This is a genomic window from Citrobacter sp. Marseille-Q5395, assembly GCF_947057495.1.
Taxonomy (GTDB): Bacteria; Pseudomonadota; Gammaproteobacteria; order Enterobacterales; family Enterobacteriaceae; genus Citrobacter; species Citrobacter murliniae.
Genome location: NZ_CAMSEL010000010.1, coordinates 173,524 through 193,342, shown reverse-complemented (window position 1 = coordinate 193,342; position 19,819 = coordinate 173,524). Strand labels below are relative to the sequence as shown.

17 protein-coding genes are annotated in these 19,819 nt (G+C 50.5%); 6 read left to right on the top strand and 11 right to left on the bottom strand.

What is annotated here, in order from left to right; genetic code table 11:
- Positions 1 to 36: 36 nt before the first annotated feature.
- A complete protein-coding gene (decR, locus tag OH663_RS13355; protein WP_045440577.1) occupies positions 37 to 495 on the bottom strand; it encodes a DNA-binding transcriptional regulator DecR in 459 nt (152 codons plus the stop codon).
- Between the two features lie 112 nt (positions 496 to 607).
- Here decR and OH663_RS13350 point away from each other — a divergent pair, with 112 nt between their 5' ends.
- A complete protein-coding gene (locus OH663_RS13350; RefSeq protein ID WP_136345282.1) occupies positions 608 to 1,663 on the top strand; it encodes a PLP-dependent cysteine synthase family protein in 1,056 nt (351 codons plus the stop codon).
- Positions 1,664 to 1,715: 52 nt separating this feature from the next.
- On the opposite strand, the gene cof is transcribed toward OH663_RS13350, so the two are convergent.
- Entirely contained in the window at positions 1,716 to 2,534 is an 819-nt protein-coding gene (gene cof / locus OH663_RS13345) for an HMP-PP phosphatase (protein WP_045440571.1), read from the bottom strand.
- Between the two features lie 270 nt (positions 2,535 to 2,804).
- Here cof and OH663_RS13340 point away from each other — a divergent pair, with 270 nt between their 5' ends.
- On the top strand, positions 2,805 to 4,505 hold the full coding sequence (locus tag OH663_RS13340; RefSeq protein ID WP_200012191.1) for an SgrR family transcriptional regulator: 1,701 nt from the start codon (positions 2,805 to 2,807) through the stop codon (positions 4,503 to 4,505).
- A 64-nt stretch (positions 4,506 to 4,569) separates the two neighbouring features.
- On the top strand, positions 4,570 to 5,265 hold the full coding sequence (queC, locus tag OH663_RS13335; RefSeq protein WP_045440563.1) for a 7-cyano-7-deazaguanine synthase QueC: 696 nt from the start codon (positions 4,570 to 4,572) through the stop codon (positions 5,263 to 5,265).
- A 99-nt stretch (positions 5,266 to 5,364) separates the two neighbouring features.
- On the opposite strand, the gene fadM is transcribed toward queC, so the two are convergent.
- The 9 genes from fadM to bolA form a co-directional block, all read right to left on the bottom strand.
- A complete protein-coding gene (fadM, locus tag OH663_RS13330) occupies positions 5,365 to 5,763 on the bottom strand; it encodes a long-chain acyl-CoA thioesterase FadM (RefSeq protein WP_045440562.1) in 399 nt (132 codons plus the stop codon).
- A gap of 252 nt (positions 5,764 to 6,015) precedes the next feature.
- The gene (locus tag OH663_RS13325) at positions 6,016 to 6,390 is read right to left on the bottom strand and encodes a helix-hairpin-helix domain-containing protein (protein ID WP_045440561.1); all 375 of its coding nucleotides are present in this window, start codon (positions 6,388 to 6,390) and stop codon (positions 6,016 to 6,018) included.
- A gap of 146 nt (positions 6,391 to 6,536) precedes the next feature.
- Entirely contained in the window at positions 6,537 to 8,411 is a 1,875-nt protein-coding gene (gene ppiD, locus OH663_RS13320) for a peptidylprolyl isomerase (RefSeq protein WP_200012189.1), read from the bottom strand.
- Positions 8,412 to 8,613: 202 nt separating this feature from the next.
- Positions 8,614 to 8,904 (bottom strand): nucleoid-associated protein HU-beta, encoded by a 291-nt coding sequence (gene hupB, locus OH663_RS13315; protein WP_219352570.1) that lies wholly within the window; start codon positions 8,902 to 8,904, stop codon positions 8,614 to 8,616.
- 190 nt (positions 8,905 to 9,094) lie between these two features.
- Positions 9,095 to 11,449 (bottom strand): endopeptidase La, encoded by a 2,355-nt coding sequence (lon, locus tag OH663_RS13310; RefSeq protein WP_045440556.1) that lies wholly within the window; start codon positions 11,447 to 11,449, stop codon positions 9,095 to 9,097.
- A 184-nt stretch (positions 11,450 to 11,633) separates the two neighbouring features.
- A complete protein-coding gene (gene clpX / locus OH663_RS13305) occupies positions 11,634 to 12,908 on the bottom strand; it encodes an ATP-dependent protease ATP-binding subunit ClpX (protein WP_045440553.1) in 1,275 nt (424 codons plus the stop codon).
- 252 nt (positions 12,909 to 13,160) lie between these two features.
- Positions 13,161 to 13,784, bottom strand: a complete 624-nt coding sequence (gene clpP / locus OH663_RS13300; protein ID WP_003021624.1) for an ATP-dependent Clp endopeptidase proteolytic subunit ClpP — start codon at positions 13,782 to 13,784, stop codon at positions 13,161 to 13,163.
- 247 nt (positions 13,785 to 14,031) lie between these two features.
- Positions 14,032 to 15,330 (bottom strand): trigger factor, encoded by a 1,299-nt coding sequence (tig, locus tag OH663_RS13295; protein ID WP_045440551.1) that lies wholly within the window; start codon positions 15,328 to 15,330, stop codon positions 14,032 to 14,034.
- A 346-nt stretch (positions 15,331 to 15,676) separates the two neighbouring features.
- Positions 15,677 to 16,000 (bottom strand): transcriptional regulator BolA, encoded by a 324-nt coding sequence (gene bolA, locus OH663_RS13290; RefSeq protein WP_045440548.1) that lies wholly within the window; start codon positions 15,998 to 16,000, stop codon positions 15,677 to 15,679.
- Positions 16,001 to 16,306: 306 nt separating this feature from the next.
- On the opposite strand from bolA, the gene OH663_RS13285 reads away from it, so the two are divergent.
- The 3 genes from OH663_RS13285 to cyoA all read left to right on the top strand — a co-directional run bounded on the left by OH663_RS13285 (position 16,307) and on the right by cyoA (position 19,814).
- Positions 16,307 to 16,885, top strand: coding sequence for a lipoprotein (locus tag OH663_RS13285; protein ID WP_045440546.1), 579 nt, complete (start codon positions 16,307 to 16,309; stop codon positions 16,883 to 16,885).
- A gap of 46 nt (positions 16,886 to 16,931) precedes the next feature.
- On the top strand, positions 16,932 to 18,407 hold the full coding sequence (gene ampG / locus OH663_RS13280) for a muropeptide MFS transporter AmpG (RefSeq protein ID WP_200012188.1): 1,476 nt from the start codon (positions 16,932 to 16,934) through the stop codon (positions 18,405 to 18,407).
- Positions 18,408 to 18,866: 459 nt separating this feature from the next.
- Complete coding sequence (cyoA, locus tag OH663_RS13275; RefSeq protein ID WP_045440542.1) at positions 18,867 to 19,814, top strand: cytochrome o ubiquinol oxidase subunit II; 948 nt, start codon at positions 18,867 to 18,869, stop codon at positions 19,812 to 19,814.
- Positions 19,815 to 19,819 lie beyond the last annotated feature (5 nt).

Here is a 19,819-nt window from a genome sequence, read left to right as displayed (position 1 = left end):
TCCTGACTTGATTTTCGGCAATGACCGCCGGAAGAATTATTCAATAGGTAGAGCAGTAGTATATTTAATCTGTTCCATGGCAAAACTTGAGGTAACGTCCGATAGCCCCGGTACGCTGTTCACCAGGCGCTTGTAGAAATCGTCATAACGTTTCATATCGGCGACCTGAACCCGCATCAGGTAGTCGTACTCCCCCGCCATACGCCAGAAACCCAGTACCTCCGGCATGCCGGTGACTTCAGTGACAAAGCGGCAATACCATTCACTGCTGTGATGCTGGGTCTTAATCAACACGAATGCGGTTAAACCCAGCCCCAGTTTTTCCGGATCCAGTAGCGCGACTTTACCGAGGAGTACGCCGTCATCCTCCAGCCTCTTGAGTCGCTTCCAGCAGGGAGTGGTGGTCAGATTAACGGCATCCGCCAATGCCTGCAAAGAAAGGGTGCAGTCCTGTTGCAGTAAGCCGAGCAGCTTACGGTCAATTTTGTCTAACATATCCACTCCACAGAGAAGAATTTTCTCCTTACATTCTATTTTAAAGGCTAAATGGCAACAATTTTTTCCGTGCTTTTCGCTAATCTAGGCACAAAATGACAAATGGATATTAATGATGAATAGATCCTGGGTTAAAAACGCCATTAATGAAATCAATGCGGATTATCAGCGCTCCGCAGATACGCATCTCATTCGCCTGTCACTCCCGGCGTTTCCAGGTATTCAGCTCTACCTGAAAGATGAGAGTACGCATCCAACTGGCAGCCTGAAGCATCGACTGGCGCGTTCATTGTTCCTGTACGGATTGTGTAATGGCTGGATCAAAGAAGGCACCACCATTATTGAATCGTCTTCGGGGTCAACGGCGGTTTCAGAAGCCTATTTCGCCCGGCTGTTAGGACTGCCGTTTATTGCCGTTATGCCTTCCTGTACGGCAAAACGTAAAATTGAACAGATTGAGTTTTACGGCGGCCGTTGTCATTTTGTGGAAAGCGCCTGCGAAATTTATGCTGCGTCCGAGCAACTGGCACGTGAACTAAACGGTCATTACATGGATCAATTCACCTACGCCGAACGCGCTACCGACTGGCGTGGCAATAACAACATTGCCGACAGCATCTTCCGCCAGATGGAATGCGAACCCAACCCCGTTCCCAGACATATCGTGATGAGCGCCGGAACCGGTGGTACATCAGCAACGATAGGCCGCTATATTCGCTGCCAAGGTTATGACACTCATCTGATGGTAGTTGACCCGGAAAACTCTGTCTTTCTGCCATACTGGCAGGATCGTGATGCCACGTTACGCAGCCCTGTGGGAAGTAAAATTGAGGGTATCGGTCGCCCGCGCGTAGAACCGTCTTTCATTCCCGATGTCGTCGATGAAATGCTGCGCGTACCGGATGCAGCCAGCGTTGCCACTGCACATTGGCTGGAAACACAGTTGGGCCGAAAAGTCGGTGCCTCAACAGGAACCAATATGTGGGGAACGTTACAACTTGCCGCCCGCATGCGCGATGCAGGAGAAACTGGCTCGTTGGTGACGCTTCTGTGCGACAGCGGCGAACGCTATCTTGAGACTTACTACAACCCGCAATGGGTCAGTGTGCATATCGGTGATTTAGCGCCATGGAAAGCGGAAATATCCCGGTTACTGAATATCGACTAAAGCAGATAAAAAAAAGCCAGACCTAAAGGTCTGGCTTGCTGGAAGGGATCTCTCATTCGGGGGAATAAGGTAGATGCGGATTATCCAGCCAATGCGTCAAAAAGTGAGATACAGCCTGATTGCGGCAATGCCCAATCACCGATAAATGAGGAAGTTCAGCAATCAATTGCGGCATGGCGTTCCCCATAATCAGCCCGCGCCCGACGCTGCCCAACATTTCACGATCGTTCATGGCGTCACCAAATGCCATGCACTCTGCCATTGAAAAACCTAAATGATCACTCAACACCGCCAGCGCGGAGCCTTTATTGCAGCCCAGCGGCAGAACCTCCAGACAATCTACGGCGGAAAAACAGAGATTTGCCTGCTCGCCCAGCACCTCATTTAATTGAATGCGCAGGCGGATGAGATCGTCATGATCGCCGCAGAAACAGATCTTCGTTACCTGATGGGCCGGAATTCGTTTCACATCAACTATCTGATAGCGAAATCCACTGTATACGTGCGCTTTCAGGATCGACGGGATCTCTTGTCCGGTAAACCAGCCGTTATCGTTGAAGACATGCATACTGGCCTGCGTATCCCACACATGATGCAGGAGAATATCAGCCACAGCGGGGTTCAGATCCTGACGGTGAAGTACATCGCCTTCCAGCGAATGAATGCGCGTCCCGTTGCCCGTTATCAAAAAGGCATCCAGCGAGATCGTACCTAAAATATGGCGCATCTCCAGGACATGGCGACCGGTGGCAAACGTCAGAGTGATATCGCGTTCACGCAGGCGTGCCAACGTTGAGAGCGTTTCATCACCTAAATGGTGATTCGGCATCAAAAGGGTGCCATCCATATCAAACGCAGCCAGACGAGCCATTTCTTTCTCCACACTGTGACGCAGTTAACTTGTGGTTCAGTATCACCTGAGATATACGGAAGTAATAGTGAATAGATAAAACAAATTGTTCCGGGTTTCTTTACACAACATCATTCGAGAAGCATCGAGGCGGCAAGTGAAGGAATTCCCAGGAACATATATTCCAGTATGTGACAGGGGCGGAGCAGATTTGAACTCTACCTGTAGCGGCCCCTTAAGGGGCGGGTAATGTGCAGCCAACAAAGAGGCAGCTTGAATGATGAAGTATAAATGCGACTTTTAAATCGCCTGAACCAGTACCAACGCCTCTGGCAGCCGTCGAGCGGAGAACCCCAGTCGGTCACCGTTGGCGAACTGGCTGAGCGATGTTTTTGCAGCGAGCGCCATGCAAGAACGTTACTGAAACAGGCGCAGGATGCCGGGTGGCTGATATGGGAAGCACAGTCCGGCCGCGGAAAACGGGGCCTGTTGCGCTTTTTGGTAACACCCGACTCACTGCGCAACACGATGATGGAACAGGCACTACAAAAGGGAGAACAACTCAGCGTACTGGAACTGGCCCAGCTGGCCCCCGGAGAGTTAAGAACTCTGCTGCAACCGTTTATGGGGGGGCAGTGGCAAAACGATACGCCGACATTGCGTATCCCCTATTACCGCCAGCTTGATCCGCTACATCCAGGCTTTCTCCCCGGTCGTGCTGAACAACACCTCGCCGGGCAGATATTCTCTGGCTTGACCCGCTTTGATAGTTATACCCAACGCCCCTGTGGAGATTTAGCTCATCACTGGGATATCTCCGCCGACGGCCTGCGCTGGGATTTCTATATTCGCTCCACGCTGTACTGGCATAATGGTGATGCGGTAAATACTGCACAGCTACATCAGCGCCTGTTAATGCTGCTCGAACTTCCTGCGCTCAATAAATTGTTTATCAGCATTAAACGCATTGAAGTAACGCATCCTCAATGTCTGACCTTTATTCTCCATCGTCCTGATTTCTGGCTGGCGCACCGTCTGGCAAGCTACAGCAGCCACCTTGCCCATCCTGAACAGCCACTCGTCGGCACCGGTCCGTTCCGGCTGACGCTGTTTACACCCGATCTGGTACGCATAGAGAGCCATGAGCACTATCATCTAAACCATCCGTTACTGAAAGCTATTGAATACTGGATCACCCCGCAACTTTTCGCCCAGGACCTGGGTACCAGCTGTCGTCATCCGGTGCAAATTGCGATTGGTAAACCTGACGAGCTTGCCATGCTAAGTCAGGTTAGCAGCGGGATCAGCCTCGGATTTTGCTATTTGACGCTGCGGAAAAGTTCTCGTCTGAACACGCTCCAGGCTCGCCGGTTGGTCAATATCATTCATCGTTCTTCCCTGTTACAAACTCTTGATGTGGATGAAAATCTCATTACCCCAAGCAATGCGCTGTTGCCCGGGTGGACCATCCCACAATGGGATAACCAGGACGAAGTACCACTGCCGGAAAAACTGACATTGGCCTATCACCTTCCGGTTGAACTGCACGCTATGGCCGAACAGCTTCGCCAGGCGCTGGCAATACTGGGCTGTGAATTAACGCTGATTTTTCATAATGCGAAGAACTGGGATGGCGACCATCCTCTGGCCCAGGCCGACCTGATGATGGGTGACAGGCTAATTGGCGAGGCGCCAGAATATACCCTCGAACAGTGGTTGCGCTGCGATCAGCTATGGCCGCATGTTTTGGACGCTCCAGCGTTCTCCCATCTGCAAGCGACGCTGGATGCACTGCAAATTCAGGCTGATGAGGGCCATCGACACGCGGCTTTACAACAGGTTTTCGCCAGCCTTATGAATGACGCCACGCTAACGCCGCTGTTCAATTATCACTATCGCATTAGCGCTCCACCAGGCGTAAATGGCGTACGCCTGAACCCACGAGGCTGGTTTGAGTTCGCCGAGGCCTGGCTCCCCCCCCCTTCAGCGTGAAGAAGCTGGTCGGCGCCACGCCCAGGCGCTACCATAGGGTTTTTGTTATTTGTCAGGAAAAGCCATGAAACGTGCCGTTGTAGTATTTAGTGGAGGTCAGGACTCCACCACTTGTCTGGCGCAAGCGCTGCATCAGTATGATGAAGTGCACTGCGTGACCTTTGATTATGGTCAGCGCCATCGCGCTGAGATTGATGTCGCACGTGACCTGGCCTTAAAACTTGGTGCCCGTGCACACAAAGTCCTTGATGTCACGCTGCTCAGCGAACTGGCTGTCAGTAGTCTGACCCGGGATAATATTCCGGTTCCGGATTATGAACCGGATGCTGACGGCATCCCCAATACCTTCGTGCCAGGGCGCAATATTCTGTTTTTAACGCTGGCGGCTATTTATGCTTACCAGGTGAAAGCGGAGGCTGTCATTACCGGCGTCTGCGAAACCGATTTCTCCGGTTATCCGGATTGTCGCGATGAATTTGTCAAAGCGCTGAACCATGCCGTTAGTCTGGGGATGGCAAAAGACATCCGCTTTGAAACCCCGCTGATGTGGATTGATAAAGCTGAAACCTGGGCGCTGGCCGATTACTGGGGCAAGCTGGATCTGGTGCGTAATGAGACACTGACCTGCTACAACGGAATTAAGGGCGACGGTTGTGGTCATTGTGCCGCCTGTAATCTGCGCGCTAACGGTCTGAACCATTATCTGGCGGATAAATCCGAGATTATGGCTGCAATGAAGCGCAAGACCGGGTTAAAGTAATTTTTGAATTGAGCCGGATTGCGGCATAACCGCCTAATCCGGCTTACAAATAATGAACTTCTGGGCCTGATAAGAAAAACGCCATCAGGCAACCGACAATTACTGCACCATCTGCTCCAGCTTTTCTCGCAACTCTCCTTCCAGCGGTAGCGCTTTCTGAGTTTTCAAATCAATGCAGACAAAAGTAATTAACGCATCGGCTACGACCTGCCCTTCCGGCTCCAGAGTGATTGTCTGGTTTAAAACTCCACTTTTTCCGTTTAACTGTTGTACCTGGCTGGTTATGGTCAGCAGATCGCTCAGCACAGCAGGACGCCGGTAGTTAATATTGATGTTAACCACCACAAAAGCGATGTTGTGTGCGGTCATCCACTGAAAGCTATCACTGTTTTCAAGACCGTCCCAGCGGGCTTCTTCCAGAAACTCAAGATAACGGGCATTGTTGACGTGCTGATAGACATCGAGATGATAACCACGGACTTTAATCTGTGTTTGCATAGCGCGGGAACCCTAATTTTTTTATAAGAACATACTCTAAGGATTTCGAGTTGCAGGACAAAACACGCTGTGTTTTGAACAGCGCTTGCGCTGGCCCCTAAGAGGGAGGTCGCAGACCGAGTAACTCAGCAAGCGTATAATTCGGGCAAGTGAGCGTAACCAACGCATCTACAGCTTGAAATGCGACGAGTATAGAGGTCATAACTGGTATGACCTCTATAGTCTGGCAAATTTTTGCCACTGCGCAAGTTATTAAAGTGTTAAAAATGCCAGATTACGTTCCACCAGTGAACTTCCCATTCCCGGCACCTGCTTTAAATCATCGACGGTTTTAAACGGTCCGTACTCCTCCCGATAACTGACTATCGCCTGCGCCTTCTTCAATCCCACACCATTCATAACCCGCGCTAAATCCTCCGCAGAGGCTGTATTGATACTTACCCTGGTGCCTTCATCATCGCTGGATTTTGCCGGTGCAGTTGCTTTTCCATGCGCCGCACCAGAGGTATCTGCTTTGGTCTGGGTCATCTGACTGTTTGCGACAGGTTCCGCCGCCAGCGCACTTTGTGTCATACCCACACAAGTCAACGAAAGGGTAATAAGCAGTGCTTTGATTCCATGTTTCATACTGTTTGCTCCTTGTTTGTTAACAGTAGAGTCACGATAGCGAGGTGAAGAACAGCAGACAAATAGCAAATATCAGAAATGGAAAAGGCCGCGAAAGCGGCCTTTGGGGAATACAACTTTTTGCAATTTTTTGCGAAGAGCCTCGGTTACTGCTGCTGTTCCAGCGCATCACCGACTTTAATTTTTGCAGCTTTACGCAGGTTGCTCATCAGCGCTTCGAAGACAATCTGTGCGTTATTCTGGGTAATCCCCTGAACCATCGCTTTCTTCTGCTGCTCAGGCATAGAACCCGCTTTCACTTCTTCCAGTGCCAGCAGAACTACATTGCCCTGCATATCGTTCGCCACACCGTAGCTCGGCTTGTCTTTCGCTGGCAGCCCCAGGCCAAATGCAGCCTGACTCACGGGATCCTGGCCAGTTCGGCTCAGCGTCTTCTCTTCGCCGAAGCTAAGACCGGCTGCTTTCATTGCTTCATCACCTTTACCGGCTTTCAGCTCAGTCAGCAGTTTGTCTGCATCCAGTTTCGCCTGTTGCTCAGCTTTATTATGCTTAACGAGCGCGATGACCTGCTCTTTCACATCCGCCAGTGGCTTAACAGCCTCTGCTTTATGCTCCGCAATACGCAGCACAAACGCACGATCGCCATCCACTGTGATGATGTCAGAATTACTGCCCGGAGAACCATTCTCACCAATCAGACCACCGTTAAAAATGATGTCAGAGACAGGTTTGAAATTCAGCTCTTCCGGCAGGGTGTCACGGCTAAACCAGCCCGTTTCGACCGCTTTCATGCCAGCAGCCTGCTCAGCCCCCGCCAGGGATTCGTTATCGTTACTTGCAGCATCGCTCACTTTCTGTTGCAACGCATAGTAAGCATCCAGCGCTTTTTCCTGCTTCACTTTCGCCGCGATATCATCACGCGCTTCGCTCAGAGGTTTAACCTGTGCTGGCTGGATATCGTCCAGGCGGGCAACGAGGAAACCAACCGAAGATTTGATCACACCTGACAGCTGACCTTTTTCTTTCAGGCCAGCATTTTTCAACTCATCCGGCGTAGTAGATTCTTCCAGCCATCCCATATCACCGCCGTTACGGGCAGAGATAATGTCGGCGGATTTTTCTTTGGCCAGAGCGGCAAAATCACCGCCTTTGTTCAGCGCATCCAGTACCGCTTTGGCTTCATCTTCCGTTTTAGTCTGAATGATGCTGTAACGGCTACGCTGAGGTTGGGTGAACTGATCCTGATGCTGGTCATAGTAAGACTGAATATCAGCATCGCTGGCTGTTTCCTGCATTGCTGCAGCATCCAGCTTGATGTAACTCACACGGAACTGCTCCGGCGTCATAAAGCGATTTTTATTCTGCTCGTAGTAGCTGGCTACTTCCTGGTCGGTCACCGATTGCTTCGCAGCAAGGGCGTTGACGTCAATCGTCGCTTCACGCACGACACGTTGTTGTGCGACCAGCGCCGCCAGCTCATCCGTTTCACCTTTCAGCATGAAATCTGTCCCGGCAACGCCGTTGATCAGTTGCTGCGTGGTGAGCTGGTTACGCAGTGCCTGAGCATACTGGTCTGCAGTCATCCCCATCTGATTCACAATCGCGTTGTAGCGGTTGTTATCAAATTTGCCATCAACCTGGAAAGCAGGAGTAGCAAAAATAGCCTGTTTAACCTGCTTGTCGCTGATGCTGAGCTTAAGCTCACGGGAGTACTGATCCAGCAGAGCCTCGTCCACAAGACGATTCAACACCTGCTGACGCAGCGTTTTCATGTAGCCTTCGTTTGCCGCCAGTTCAGAGTACTGATCGCCCAACTGCTGCTGCATGCGATTACGTTCGCTGTTAAACGCATTCTCAAACTGCCCGCGGCTAATTTCCTGGCCATTCACTTTTGCGGCGTAGTTGTTGCTTCCGCCAATCAGGTAACCACTCACGCCGGTCAAAATGAACGACACGATAATGATACCGAAAATAATCTTGAGCACGAGACTGTTAGCAGCCGTGCGTAAGCTGTCCATCATGGTGTAACCACACTCCGCTGTAGGTGACTGTATACCTCACGCAGCATAGCGTTTTCTGAACGCTGCGCGGAAAGGTCTATTGTGACAAGAAACAGGGGCAATTGTCAGCCCACAACACGTAGAAAGTCCCGGAATGGGAAATAAAAAAGGCACATCAGTTGATGCGCCCTTGTACTTTGTCACATCCCCAAGGGGATCACTCTTAGTTTACCGCGTCTTTCAGTGCTTTACCTGCACGGAAACCCGGTACTTTTGCCGCGGCGATGGTGATCTCTTTACCAGTTTGCGGGTTGCGACCAGTACGGGCAGCACGCTCTTTAACGGCAAAAGTACCAAAACCTACCAGCGCTACGTCATCACCCTCTTTCAGAGATTCGGTAACAGAAGCAATAATTGCATCTAACGCACGGCCAGCCGCAGCTTTAGAGATATCAGCCCCTGCAGCAATTTTGTCGATCAGTTGAGATTTATTCACTCTTCTCTTCCTCTTTATAATTTATATCGCACCTGAATCCTTCAAAGTGCGAACGCGCAGCAGTTATATCAGGCCTGCCATGCCCTTACAACACCCGTTAATGATGGCAGACCTAATCCGTCATCTAAATTAGCTATACAAAAAAAGGCTGGCAAGTCCGAAATGACCTGCCAGCCCTGTTTTTATTAGTGCTCTTTGCGCGAGGTCACTATTTTGCCGCTACAACCTGCATTCCAGACGGTTCATTTTGCAGTGCGAGAGTCAGAACTTCCTCAATGCGTTTCACCGGATGGATGTCCAGATCGGCAATTACGTTGTCCGGAATCTCTTCCAGGTCACGTTTGTTTTCATCTGGAATTAAGACCGTTTTGATGCCGCCACGGTGTGCTGCCAGCAATTTTTCTTTCAAACCACCGATAGGCAGAACCTGACCACGCAGAGTGATCTCGCCGGTCATTGCCACATCCGCACGCACCGGGTTACCAGTCAGACAAGACACCAGCGCAGTACACATGGCAATACCCGCACTCGGACCATCTTTCGGTGTTGCCCCTTCAGGTACGTGGACGTGGATGTCGCGTTTTTCGTAAAAATCCGGATTAATGCCCAGTTTTTCCGCACGCGCACGAACCACGGTCAGCGCTGCCTGAATGGATTCCTGCATCACTTCACCCAGAGAACCGGTGTAGGTCAGCTTGCCTTTACCCGGTACACAAGCGGTTTCAATGGTCAGCAGATCGCCACCTACTTCCGTCCATGCCAGCCCCGTAACCTGACCAACGCGGTTTTCGTTGTCCGCACGACCGTAGTCAAAGCGCTGTACCCCCAGGTAATCATGCAGGTTATCGCCATTGATTTCGATATGCTTCAGTGACTTATCGAGCAACAGTTGTTTAACCGCTTTACGGCACAGTTTGGAGATTTCACGCTCCAGACTACGTACGCCTGCTTCACGAGTGTAGTAACGAATAATGCCCACAATGGCGCTATCGTCGACCGTCAGCTCGCCTTTTTTCAGCGCGTTACGCTCAATCTGCTTCGGCAGCAGGTGACGTTTGGCGATATTCAGCTTCTCGTCTTCGGTATAACCGGACAGACGGATCACTTCCATACGATCCAGCAACGGCGCCGGAATGTTCATGGAGTTAGAGGTCGCAACGAACATGACGTCGCTGAGATCGTAATCCACTTCCAGGTAGTGATCGCTGAACGCCACGTTCTGCTCTGGATCCAACACTTCAAGCAGTGCGGAAGCCGGATCGCCACGCATGTCGGAAGACATTTTGTCGATCTCATCAAGCAGGAACAGCGGGTTTTTAACGCCCACTTTGGCCATTTTCTGGATCAGTTTACCCGGCATCGAACCAATATAAGTCCGGCGGTGACCACGAATTTCAGCCTCATCACGCACGCCGCCCAGCGCCATACGAATGTATTTACGCCCGGTCGCTTTAGCGATGGACTGGCCCAGAGAGGTTTTACCCACCCCCGGCGGTCCAACCAGGCACAGGATCGGCCCCTTGATTTTGTTCACACGGCTTTGAACCGCAAGATACTCGAGAATACGGTCTTTCACGCGCTCCAGACCGTAATGGTCGGTATCAAGGATTTCCTGCGCCTGACGCAGATCTTTTTTGACCTTGCTACGCGCATTCCACGGAACCTGTACCATCCAGTCGATGTAGCCACGTACTACAGTCGCTTCTGCCGACATTGGAGACATCATTTTCAGCTTCTGCAGTTCAGCTTCCGCTTTCTCTTTTGCCTCTTTCGGCATTTTCGCCGCGTCGATCTTACGTTTCAGCGCTTCGTTTTCATCCGGCGCATCGTCCATCTCGCCGAGCTCTTTCTGAATGGCTTTCATTTGCTCGTTCAGATAGTACTCACGCTGGGACTTCTCCATCTGCTTTTTAACGCGGTTGCGAATGCGTTTCTCAACCTGCAGCAGATCGATTTCAGATTCCATCATCGCCATCAGATATTCCAGACGTTCGTTAACGTCGGACATCTCCAGCACGGACTGTTTGTCCGCCAGCTTCAGTGGCATATGGGCAGCGATGGTGTCCGCCAGACGCGCAGGATCGTCAATGCTGTTAAGCGACGTCAGCACTTCTGGTGGGATTTTCTTGTTCAGCTTGATATAGCCTTCGAACTGGCTGATTGCGGTCCGCACCAGCACTTCCTGTTCGCGCTCATCAATGGCTGGCGAATCAAGGTACTCCGCTTTCGCAGAGAAATGCTCGCCGTTATCAGACAGCGCAGAAATACGCGCGCGCTGTAACCCCTCGACCAGCACTTTTACGGTGCCGTCAGGCAGTTTCAGCATCTGCAAAATAGAGGCCACGGTCCCGACGGTGAAAAGATCGTTTACACCCGGCTCATCCGTTGAAGCTTCTTTCTGCGCGACCAGCATGATTTTTTTATCATGGTCCATAGCCGCTTCAAGGCAACGGATAGATTTTTCCCGCCCTACAAATAAGGGTATGACCATGTGCGGATAAACCACCACATCGCGCAACGGCAATACGGGGATTTCAATGCGTTCAGAACGCTCAGGATTCATAGAGCTCTCTCTTAGTTTAGTGTCCGCCAGGTAATCGGATGGCATTGCTGTGCTTCATACCACCTTTAACATGTATGTCAGTATATGGGGATGTTTCCCACACATTCAACGCCATGTTTACGGAAAAATAAAAGGGGAGATAAAATCCCCCCTTTTTGATTAACCGATTGTATAAAATGGTTAATTATTCACCAGATGCCTGCTGTGCTTCCGGCTTACCGTAAATCAATAACGGCTTGCTTTGGCCACTGATCACGGACTCGTCGATCACTACTTTTTCGACGTCTTCCATAGAAGGCAGATCGTACATTGTGTCGAGCAGCGCAGCTTCCACGATAGAACGCAGGCCACGGGCACCGGTTTTGCGCGCCATCGCTTTTTTAGCAATCGCATCCAGAGCTTCTTCACGGAATTCCAGATCGACACCTTCAAGATTGAACAGCGCCTGATACTGTTTGGTCAGGGCGTTTTTCGGTTCTTTCAGGATCTGGATCAGCGCTTCTTCACTCAGTTCGCTCAGAGTTGCCACAACCGGCAGACGACCGATGAATTCAGGGATCAGACCAAACTTGATCAGATCTTCCGGTTCGACCTGCGACAGCAGTTCACCTTCGCTGGCTTTATCAGACTGGGCTTTTACCGTCGCACCAAAACCAATGCCGGAGCCGGTTTCAACACGGTTAGCAATCACCTTATCCAGCCCTGCGAAAGCACCACCGCAGATAAACAGGATCTTAGAGGTGTCAACCTGCAAGAACTCCTGCTGCGGATGCTTACGTCCACCCTGAGGCGGAACTGCAGCAACTGTCCCTTCGATCAGTTTCAGCAACGCCTGCTGTACGCCTTCGCCGGAAACGTCACGCGTAATAGACGGGTTGTCTGATTTACGTGAGATTTTGTCGATCTCATCAATATAGACAATCCCGCGCTGCGCTTTCTGTACGTCGTAATCGCACTTCTGCAACAGTTTCTGAATGATATTTTCAACGTCTTCACCCACATAACCGGCTTCGGTCAGGGTGGTGGCATCAGCCATAGTGAACGGAACATCCAGCAGGCGCGCCAGCGTTTCAGCCAGCAGCGTTTTACCGGAACCCGTCGGGCCAATCAGCAGAATGTTACTTTTGCCCAACTCGACGCCATTGCTGGTGTCGCCATTGCGCAGACGTTTGTAATGGTTGTATACCGCGACCGCCAGCACTTTCTTCGCCTGTTCCTGACCGATAACGTAATCGTCCAGGTGGTTGCGAATTTCGTGTGGCGTCGGCAGCGCACTGCGTTCACGGTGCGGTGCTACTTCCTTAATCTCTTCGCGAATGATGTCGTTACATAAATCAACACATTCGTCGCAGATATACACGGATGGACCGGCAATCAGCTTGCGCACTTCATGCTGGCTTTTGCCGCAAAAAGAGCAGTACAACAATTTGCCCGAGCCATCTTTGCGTTTATCTGTCATGGGTCAAAACCTCTTCTTTGTTCTTTGTGCCGCACACGACGACGCAAATGCCATTCTCAGGCGCAAGGCCGCTTGTCAGCGTTGTGCCGCCCTTCATTAGTATATACACAAAATCATTCGAGCTACATCGAGGCGGCAACTAAGCAAATCCCCGGCCGCTTACATAAGTAAGTAACAGGAGTAAGCGCTGGCAGCCTACAAAGAGGTAACTTTAAGGATAAAGTGTGTAGCGGCACACCTGCACCTCAGGCATCAATTACGATGGGTCAAAATCGAGTCGACCAGACCATACTCCACCGCTTCAGAAGCGGAGAGGAAGCGATCGCGCTCAGTATCACGCTCAATCTGCTCAAGAGATTGACCCGTATGGTGCGCCATAAGTTCATTCATGCGCCCTTTCACTTTCAGGATTTCACGGGCATGAATTTCAATATCCGTCGCCTGGCCCTGGTAACCGCCCAGAGGCTGGTGGATCATGACGCGAGAGTTAGGCAGGCAAAAACGCTTACCTTTTGCCCCTGCAGTCAGCAGGAACGCGCCCATTGAGGCCGCCTGGCCCATACAAATGGTGCTGACGTCCGGCTTAATAAACTGCATGGTGTCATAGATAGACATCCCTGCGGTAATCACCCCACCAGGGGAGTTGATGTACAGGTAGATATCTTTTTCCGGGTTTTCCGCTTCCAGGAACAGCATCTGCGCCACAATCAGGTTAGCCATATGGTCTTCGACCTGGCCAGTCAGAAAAATAACGCGTTCCTTAAGTAGACGAGAATAGATATCAAAAGAGCGCTCACCACGTGAGGTCTGTTCAATGACCATCGGCACCAGCGCCATATGGGGTGCAAAGTTATCTCGTTCGCCGCTGTATGACATTTCCGTCTCCTGGATAAAATTTGAAAAAACCTGCTGTGCTGATTGTAACCTTATGGACGGATTATCAGCTAGTCCCTCTGTAATGGGTACGACATCGCCATAATTCAAGCATAACAATCTTTTGTTGTAACGCTAACACTGAAACGCTGTTTTCGCACTCTTCCCATGCAAAATCCATGACAAAAAAAAACCCGCCACCTGAAGGTGACGGGCTTGCGTATATATTTCGTGCTAAAAAAGCGACGAATTACGCCTGCTGGTTCATCAGCTCGTTGAAAGAAGTGGCTTTTTCAGTCACTTTCGCTTTCGCCAGAACCGCTTCAACAGCCTGTTCTTCCAGAGCGACGTTGCGCATGTTTTCCATCAGCTCTTTGTTTTTGCTGTAGAATTCAACAACTTCTTTCGGATCTTCGTAAGCAGAAGCCATCTCTTCGATCAGGCCCTTAACACGCTCTTCGTCAGCTTTCAGCTCATTGGTACGAATCACTTCGCCCAGCAGCAGGCCAACAACTACGCGGCGTTTAGCCTGTTCTTCGAACAGTTCACGCGGCAGTTCCAGAGCTTGTTTCTCGTTGCCACCAAAACGCTGAGCAGCCTGACGACGCAGAACATCGATTTCGTTGTCAATCAGAGCAGCAGGAACGTCGATGTCATTGGCTTTCACCAGACCTTCGATCGCCTGAGTCTTAACGCGGTTACGCACGGCACCTTTCAGCTCGCGTTCCATGTTTTTACGCACTTCAGCGCGCAGACCGGCAACGGAACCATCTTCAACGCCGAAACGTTTGATGAATTCTTCAGTCAGTTCCGGCAGTTCACGTTCTTCAACTTTTTTCAGGTTGATAACGAATTTAGCGGCTTTACCTTTCAGGTTTTCAGCGTGGTACTCTTCCGGGAAGGTCACGTCGATAGTGAACTCTTCGCCAGCTTTGTGACCTTTAACACCTTCTTCAAAGCCCGGGATCATACGACCCTGGCCCATCGCCAGTACGAAATCAGATGCTTTGCCGCCTTCGAACTCTTCACCGTCTACAGAACCGGTGAAGTCGATGGTTACACGGTCTTCTGCATCAGCAGCGCCGTCTTTGTCTTTCCAGGTTGCCTGCTGCTTACGCAGGGTGTCCAGCATAACGTCAACGTCAGCGTCGGTCACTTCAACAACTGGTTTTTCAACTTCAATAGCTTCCAGACCGGTCAATTCAACTTCCGGGTATACTTCGAATTCTACCGCGTAAGTGAAATCTTCACCCAGTTTGTATTCGCCCGGAACGTAGTTCGGTGCGCCAGCCGGATTAATTTTTTCTTTAATGATTGCGTCAACGAAGTGACGGCTCATCAGGTCACCCAGAACGTCCTGGCGAACAGATGCGCCATAACGCTGAGCAACAACATTCATCGGTACTTTTCCCTTGCGGAAACCGTCAATACGCACTTTCTTCGCTACGTTGACCAGCTCGCTTTTCACAGCGGTCTCGATGCTGTCAGCAGCGATAGTAATCGTTACACGGCGGCCAAGGCCTTGAGTGGTTTCAACTGAAACTTGCATCTTGTTACCTCAAAAAATCACAGTGCTCGGTCAACTCTTCTCCGCAAGCACAGGTTGTTGGCTTCGCGGAACCGGGATGTTCTCATAATCAATCACATTCCCTGTCGTCAGAATCATCCCGAAGACATTCCGAAAAATAAGACGCGCATTATAGCGGCATCACTTTTATGAGTCGAGAACGGTTATCGCGCGTTGCTGCGGCTTTTTTCACAATTCCCGGCTAATTTTTGTCTGAATACTATACGACTCGCTCAGAATTCAGACAAAACAAAACGGCCCGTAGGCCGTTTTCACATAATCTGTAGCAACATACTGGAAAAGCGCCGGTTGTTGCAAATCCGTTTTTCTACGCGATGCTTCCCGCTCCACCTCCACGACAGGGAGGAGAGGCAAAAACAGTATCCTGCAACCCTTCCCACTCCTTAGTCGTGTAGGTATGCAGGGCTAGTGCATGCACGGTTGTGGAGAGCTCCGCCGTTAACGTACCGTAAATCATCCGATGACGATTAAGAAAACGCTCACCTGCAAAGCGATCGCTGACCAGCACAACCTTAAAGTGGCTTTCAGAACCTGCCGGAACATTGTGACGATAGCTTTCATCCACAACTTCGAGGAACACGGGTTGGAACGCTGCCCTTAATTTTTCTTCTATTTGCTCACGAATCATCATGAAATATTTCCTCCGACAACGCTGAGATGTCACCCATCCCTTTAAATACTAGCCGCTTTTACCGTTTTCATTACACCTAAGCAACAAATAATTAGCGTTTGTCTGATTTTCTCATTCAAACGAATGAAGTTCACTGGTTCATCTGTTCGTTTGATTGCAAAAACTCCACTTATGGTATCTACAAAGTAACTAAACGGACAACGCGATGAATTTACATGCGTTACCCACTTCCCCTCGTCGTTGGCGATGTTATGATGGCGGGAAATTTCTCTAACCATACAATTTAGATTCGCTGAGAGCCCTGGCATGTTTAAAAAAATCCTCTTTCCTTTAGTCGCGCTGTTTATGTTGGCTGGCTGCGCAACTCCACCCACCACCATTAACGTTTCTCCGAGAATTACCCTGCCGCAGCAGGATCCTAGCCTGATGGGTGTGACTGTCAGCATCAACGGCGCCGACCAGCGTCAGGATCAGGCACTGGCGAAAGTGACCCGCGACAATCAACTGGTTACTCTGACTGCTTCCCGCGATCTGCGATTCCTGCTGCAAGAAGTACTGGAGAAACAGATGACCGCGCGCGGTTACATGGTAGGTCCGAACGGTGCAGTTAACCTGCAAATCATCGTTAGCCAACTGTATGCTGATGTGTCTCAAGGTAGCGTGCGCTATAACATCGCCACCAAAGCCGACATCGCTATTATCGCAACCGCGGCAAACGGCAACAAGATGACGAAAAACTACCGCGCAAGCTACTCTGTTGAAGGCGCATTCCAGGCCTCTAACAAAAATATTGCGGACGCCGTTAACAGCGTCCTGACAGACACCATCTCTGATATGTCTCAGGACACCAGCGTTCATGATTTCATCAAGCAGAACGCACGTTAATTTCTGCATCCTGACCCGGCTAACGCCGGGTCAGCTTTAAATACTCATGCCCAGTCACTATTTAAGCATTTTCCAGCAACCGAAATCAGCTATTCTGCTGATGCTAGGCTTTGCCTCCGGTTTACCACTCGCACTGACCTCCGGTACGCTCCAGGCATGGATGACGGTTGAGAATATCGACCTTAAAACCATCGGCTTCTTTTCTCTGGTCGGCCAGGCCTACGTCTTTAAGTTCCTCTGGTCCCCGGTTATGGACCGCTACACGCCACCTTTTTTAGGGCGACGTCGCGGCTGGCTGCTCACTACCCAGCTATTACTACTCATTTCTATCGCCGCAATGGGATTCCTGGAACCTGGCTCGCAACTACGCTGGATGGCTGCACTCGCAGTAGTCATCGCGTTCTGCTCAGCCTCACAGGATATCGTCTTTGACGCATGGAAAACGGACGTTTTGCCCGCAGAAGAACGAGGAACCGGCGCGGCAATCAGCGTGCTGGGTTACCGCCTGGGGATGCTGGTTTCCGGTGGACTGGCCCTGTGGATGGCCGATCGCTGGTTGGGCTGGCAAGGAATGTACTGGTTGATGGCAGCACTACTCATTCCTTGTATTATCGCCACCCTGTTGGCCCCCGAACCCACAGATACTATTCCGGTTCCCAAAACGCTGGAACAAGCGGTTGTCGCCCCACTACGTGACTTCTTTGGGCGTAACAACGCCTGGCTTATCCTGCTGCTCATTGTGCTGTATAAACTTGGCGATGCCTTCGCCATGAGCCTGACCACGACATTTTTAATTCGCGGCGTCGGATTTGACGCAGGCGAAGTCGGCGTCGTCAATAAAACGCTGGGGCTGCTGGCCACAATTGTTGGCGCACTCTACGGCGGGATCCTGATGCAGCGTCTGTCGCTGTTCCGTGCATTGCTGATTTTCGGCGTTCTGCAAGGGGCGTCAAATGCAGGCTACTGGTTACTTTCCATTACTGATAAGCACATGTTCAGTATGGGCGCGGCAGTATTCTTCGAAAACCTCTGCGGCGGCATGGGGACAGCGGCGTTTGTCGCCCTGTTAATGACGTTGTGTAATAAATCTTTTTCTGCAACGCAATTCGCCCTGCTCTCAGCCCTTTCCGCAGTTGGACGCGTTTACGTAGGTCCGGTAGCGGGTTGGTTTGTCGAAGCGCACGGCTGGCCAACATTTTATCTGTTCTCTGTGTTTGCCGCGATCCCAGGCCTCGTGTTGTTGCTGGTTTGCCGTCAGACGCTGGAACATAGCTGGCAAAACGAAAGTTTTATCCCGCGCACGGAATTCCGCGGAGCATACAATCTGGCATTAATGACGCTATTGGTGGGCTGCTGTCTACTGGCTGTATGGCTGTTACTGCTAACGATGAACGCCCTCGATTACACCAATTTCTCCTTCCTGTCGGAACTCCTTGAAGTTGCGGTCCTGATCGCCGTCTGTGGGATCGTATTCGGTGGACTGCTGGATTACCTGGCTCTACGCAAAACGCGTCTGGCGTAATTTGACCGGTTTATTTGGCCGTTGTAATCACCCTGCGTAATTATAACGGCTAAATAAACAACGATTGATAAAAATAATATTTGTTGTTTTGTGCCCCATAGAATTTGGAAATTATTGACGCCTTTTATAAATTCTATTTTCCTTACTCGATTCAGCCAAGACAGATTTATTTTCCGCCCTTCAATTGTCTCTTTATTGATAATCAATTGTTAAACAATTGTTTTATTTTACCATTGGTTATACCAATTGCCCTCTATGCCTTCTCCATGAACCCGCTTTCGTTATAACATGATGTTGCAACAGGTTCTTAAAGCCAACCTGACATATATTGCAACATATGTGACACGCACGGCAGAACCCGGTAACACAGATCCAATGATGTTTACAGTAATGTAACCTTCCCGTAAAATGCCCTCACACTTTAAACGCCACCCGGTCCCGTGGAATTGAGGTCGTTAAATGAGACTCAGGAAATACAATAAAAGTTTGGGATGGTTGTCATTAATTGCAGGCACTGCATTACTCAGTGGCTGTAATTCTGCGCTGCTTGACCCTAAAGGACAGATTGGACTGGAACAACGTTCACTGATACTGACGGCATTTGGCCTGATGTTGATTGTCGTTATTCCGGCCATCTTGATGGCTGTTGGTTTTGCCTGGAAGTACCGTGCAAGCAATAAAGATGCGAAGTACAGCCCGAACTGGTCACACTCCAATAAAGTGGAAGCTGTGGTCTGGACGGTGCCGATTCTGATCATCATTTTCCTTGCTGTACTCACCTGGAAAACCACTCACGCACTTGAGCCAAGCAAACCGCTGGCGCATGACGAGAAGCCCATTACCATCGAAGTGGTTTCCATGGACTGGAAATGGTTCTTCATCTATCCGGAACAGGGTATCGCTACCGTGAATGAAATCGCCTTCCCGGCGAACACTCCGGTTGAATTCAAAGTGACATCCAACTCCGTGATGAACTCCTTCTTTATCCCGCGTCTGGGTAGCCAGATTTATGCCATGGCCGGTATGCAGACTCGCCTGCATCTGATCGCTAACGAAGTCGGTACTTATGATGGTATCTCCGCAAGCTACAGCGGACCAGGCTTCTCCGGTATGAAGTTCAAGGCTATCGCAACAAAGGACCGCGCCGAATTCGACCAATGGGTTGCTAAAGCGAAACAGTCCACGAACACCATGAGTGACATGGCGGCGTTCGAGAAAGTGGCTGCGCCAAGTGAATACAACCAGGTGGAATACTTCTCCAACGTGAAACCGGATTTGTTTAAAGACGTTATTAACAAATTTATGGCTCACGGTAAGAGCATGGACATGACCAAACCAGAAGGTGAGCACAGCGCACACGAAGGGATGGAAGGCATGGACATGAGCCACGCGGAATCCGCTCACTAAGGGGC

What these genes read in the sequence shown, in the direction of transcription:
- decR (WP_045440577.1), bottom strand. Translation starts at nt 495, where the DNA reads ATGTTAGACAAAATTGACCGTAAGCTGCTCGGCTTACTGCAACAGGAC.
- OH663_RS13350 (WP_136345282.1), top strand. Translation starts at nt 608, where the DNA reads ATGATGAATAGATCCTGGGTTAAAAACGCCATTAATGAAATCAATGCG.
- cof (WP_045440571.1), bottom strand. Translation starts at nt 2,534, where the DNA reads ATGGCTCGTCTGGCTGCGTTTGATATGGATGGCACCCTTTTGATGCCG.
- OH663_RS13340 (WP_200012191.1), top strand. Translation starts at nt 2,805, where the DNA reads ATGCGACTTTTAAATCGCCTGAACCAGTACCAACGCCTCTGGCAGCCG.
- queC (WP_045440563.1), top strand. Translation starts at nt 4,570, where the DNA reads ATGAAACGTGCCGTTGTAGTATTTAGTGGAGGTCAGGACTCCACCACT.
- fadM (WP_045440562.1), bottom strand. Translation starts at nt 5,763, where the DNA reads ATGCAAACACAGATTAAAGTCCGTGGTTATCATCTCGATGTCTATCAG.
- OH663_RS13325 (WP_045440561.1), bottom strand. Translation starts at nt 6,390, where the DNA reads ATGAAACATGGAATCAAAGCACTGCTTATTACCCTTTCGTTGACTTGT.
- ppiD (WP_200012189.1), bottom strand. Translation starts at nt 8,411, where the DNA reads ATGATGGACAGCTTACGCACGGCTGCTAACAGTCTCGTGCTCAAGATT.
- lon (WP_045440556.1), bottom strand. Translation starts at nt 11,449, where the DNA reads ATGAATCCTGAGCGTTCTGAACGCATTGAAATCCCCGTATTGCCGTTG.
- clpX (WP_045440553.1), bottom strand. Translation starts at nt 12,908, where the DNA reads ATGACAGATAAACGCAAAGATGGCTCGGGCAAATTGTTGTACTGCTCT.
- clpP (WP_003021624.1), bottom strand. Translation starts at nt 13,784, where the DNA reads ATGTCATACAGCGGCGAACGAGATAACTTTGCACCCCATATGGCGCTG.
- tig (WP_045440551.1), bottom strand. Translation starts at nt 15,330, where the DNA reads ATGCAAGTTTCAGTTGAAACCACTCAAGGCCTTGGCCGCCGTGTAACG.
- bolA (WP_045440548.1), bottom strand. Translation starts at nt 16,000, where the DNA reads ATGATGATTCGTGAGCAAATAGAAGAAAAATTAAGGGCAGCGTTCCAA.
- OH663_RS13285 (WP_045440546.1), top strand. Translation starts at nt 16,307, where the DNA reads ATGTTTAAAAAAATCCTCTTTCCTTTAGTCGCGCTGTTTATGTTGGCT.
- ampG (WP_200012188.1), top strand. Translation starts at nt 16,932, where the DNA reads ATGCCCAGTCACTATTTAAGCATTTTCCAGCAACCGAAATCAGCTATT.
- cyoA (WP_045440542.1), top strand. Translation starts at nt 18,867, where the DNA reads ATGAGACTCAGGAAATACAATAAAAGTTTGGGATGGTTGTCATTAATT.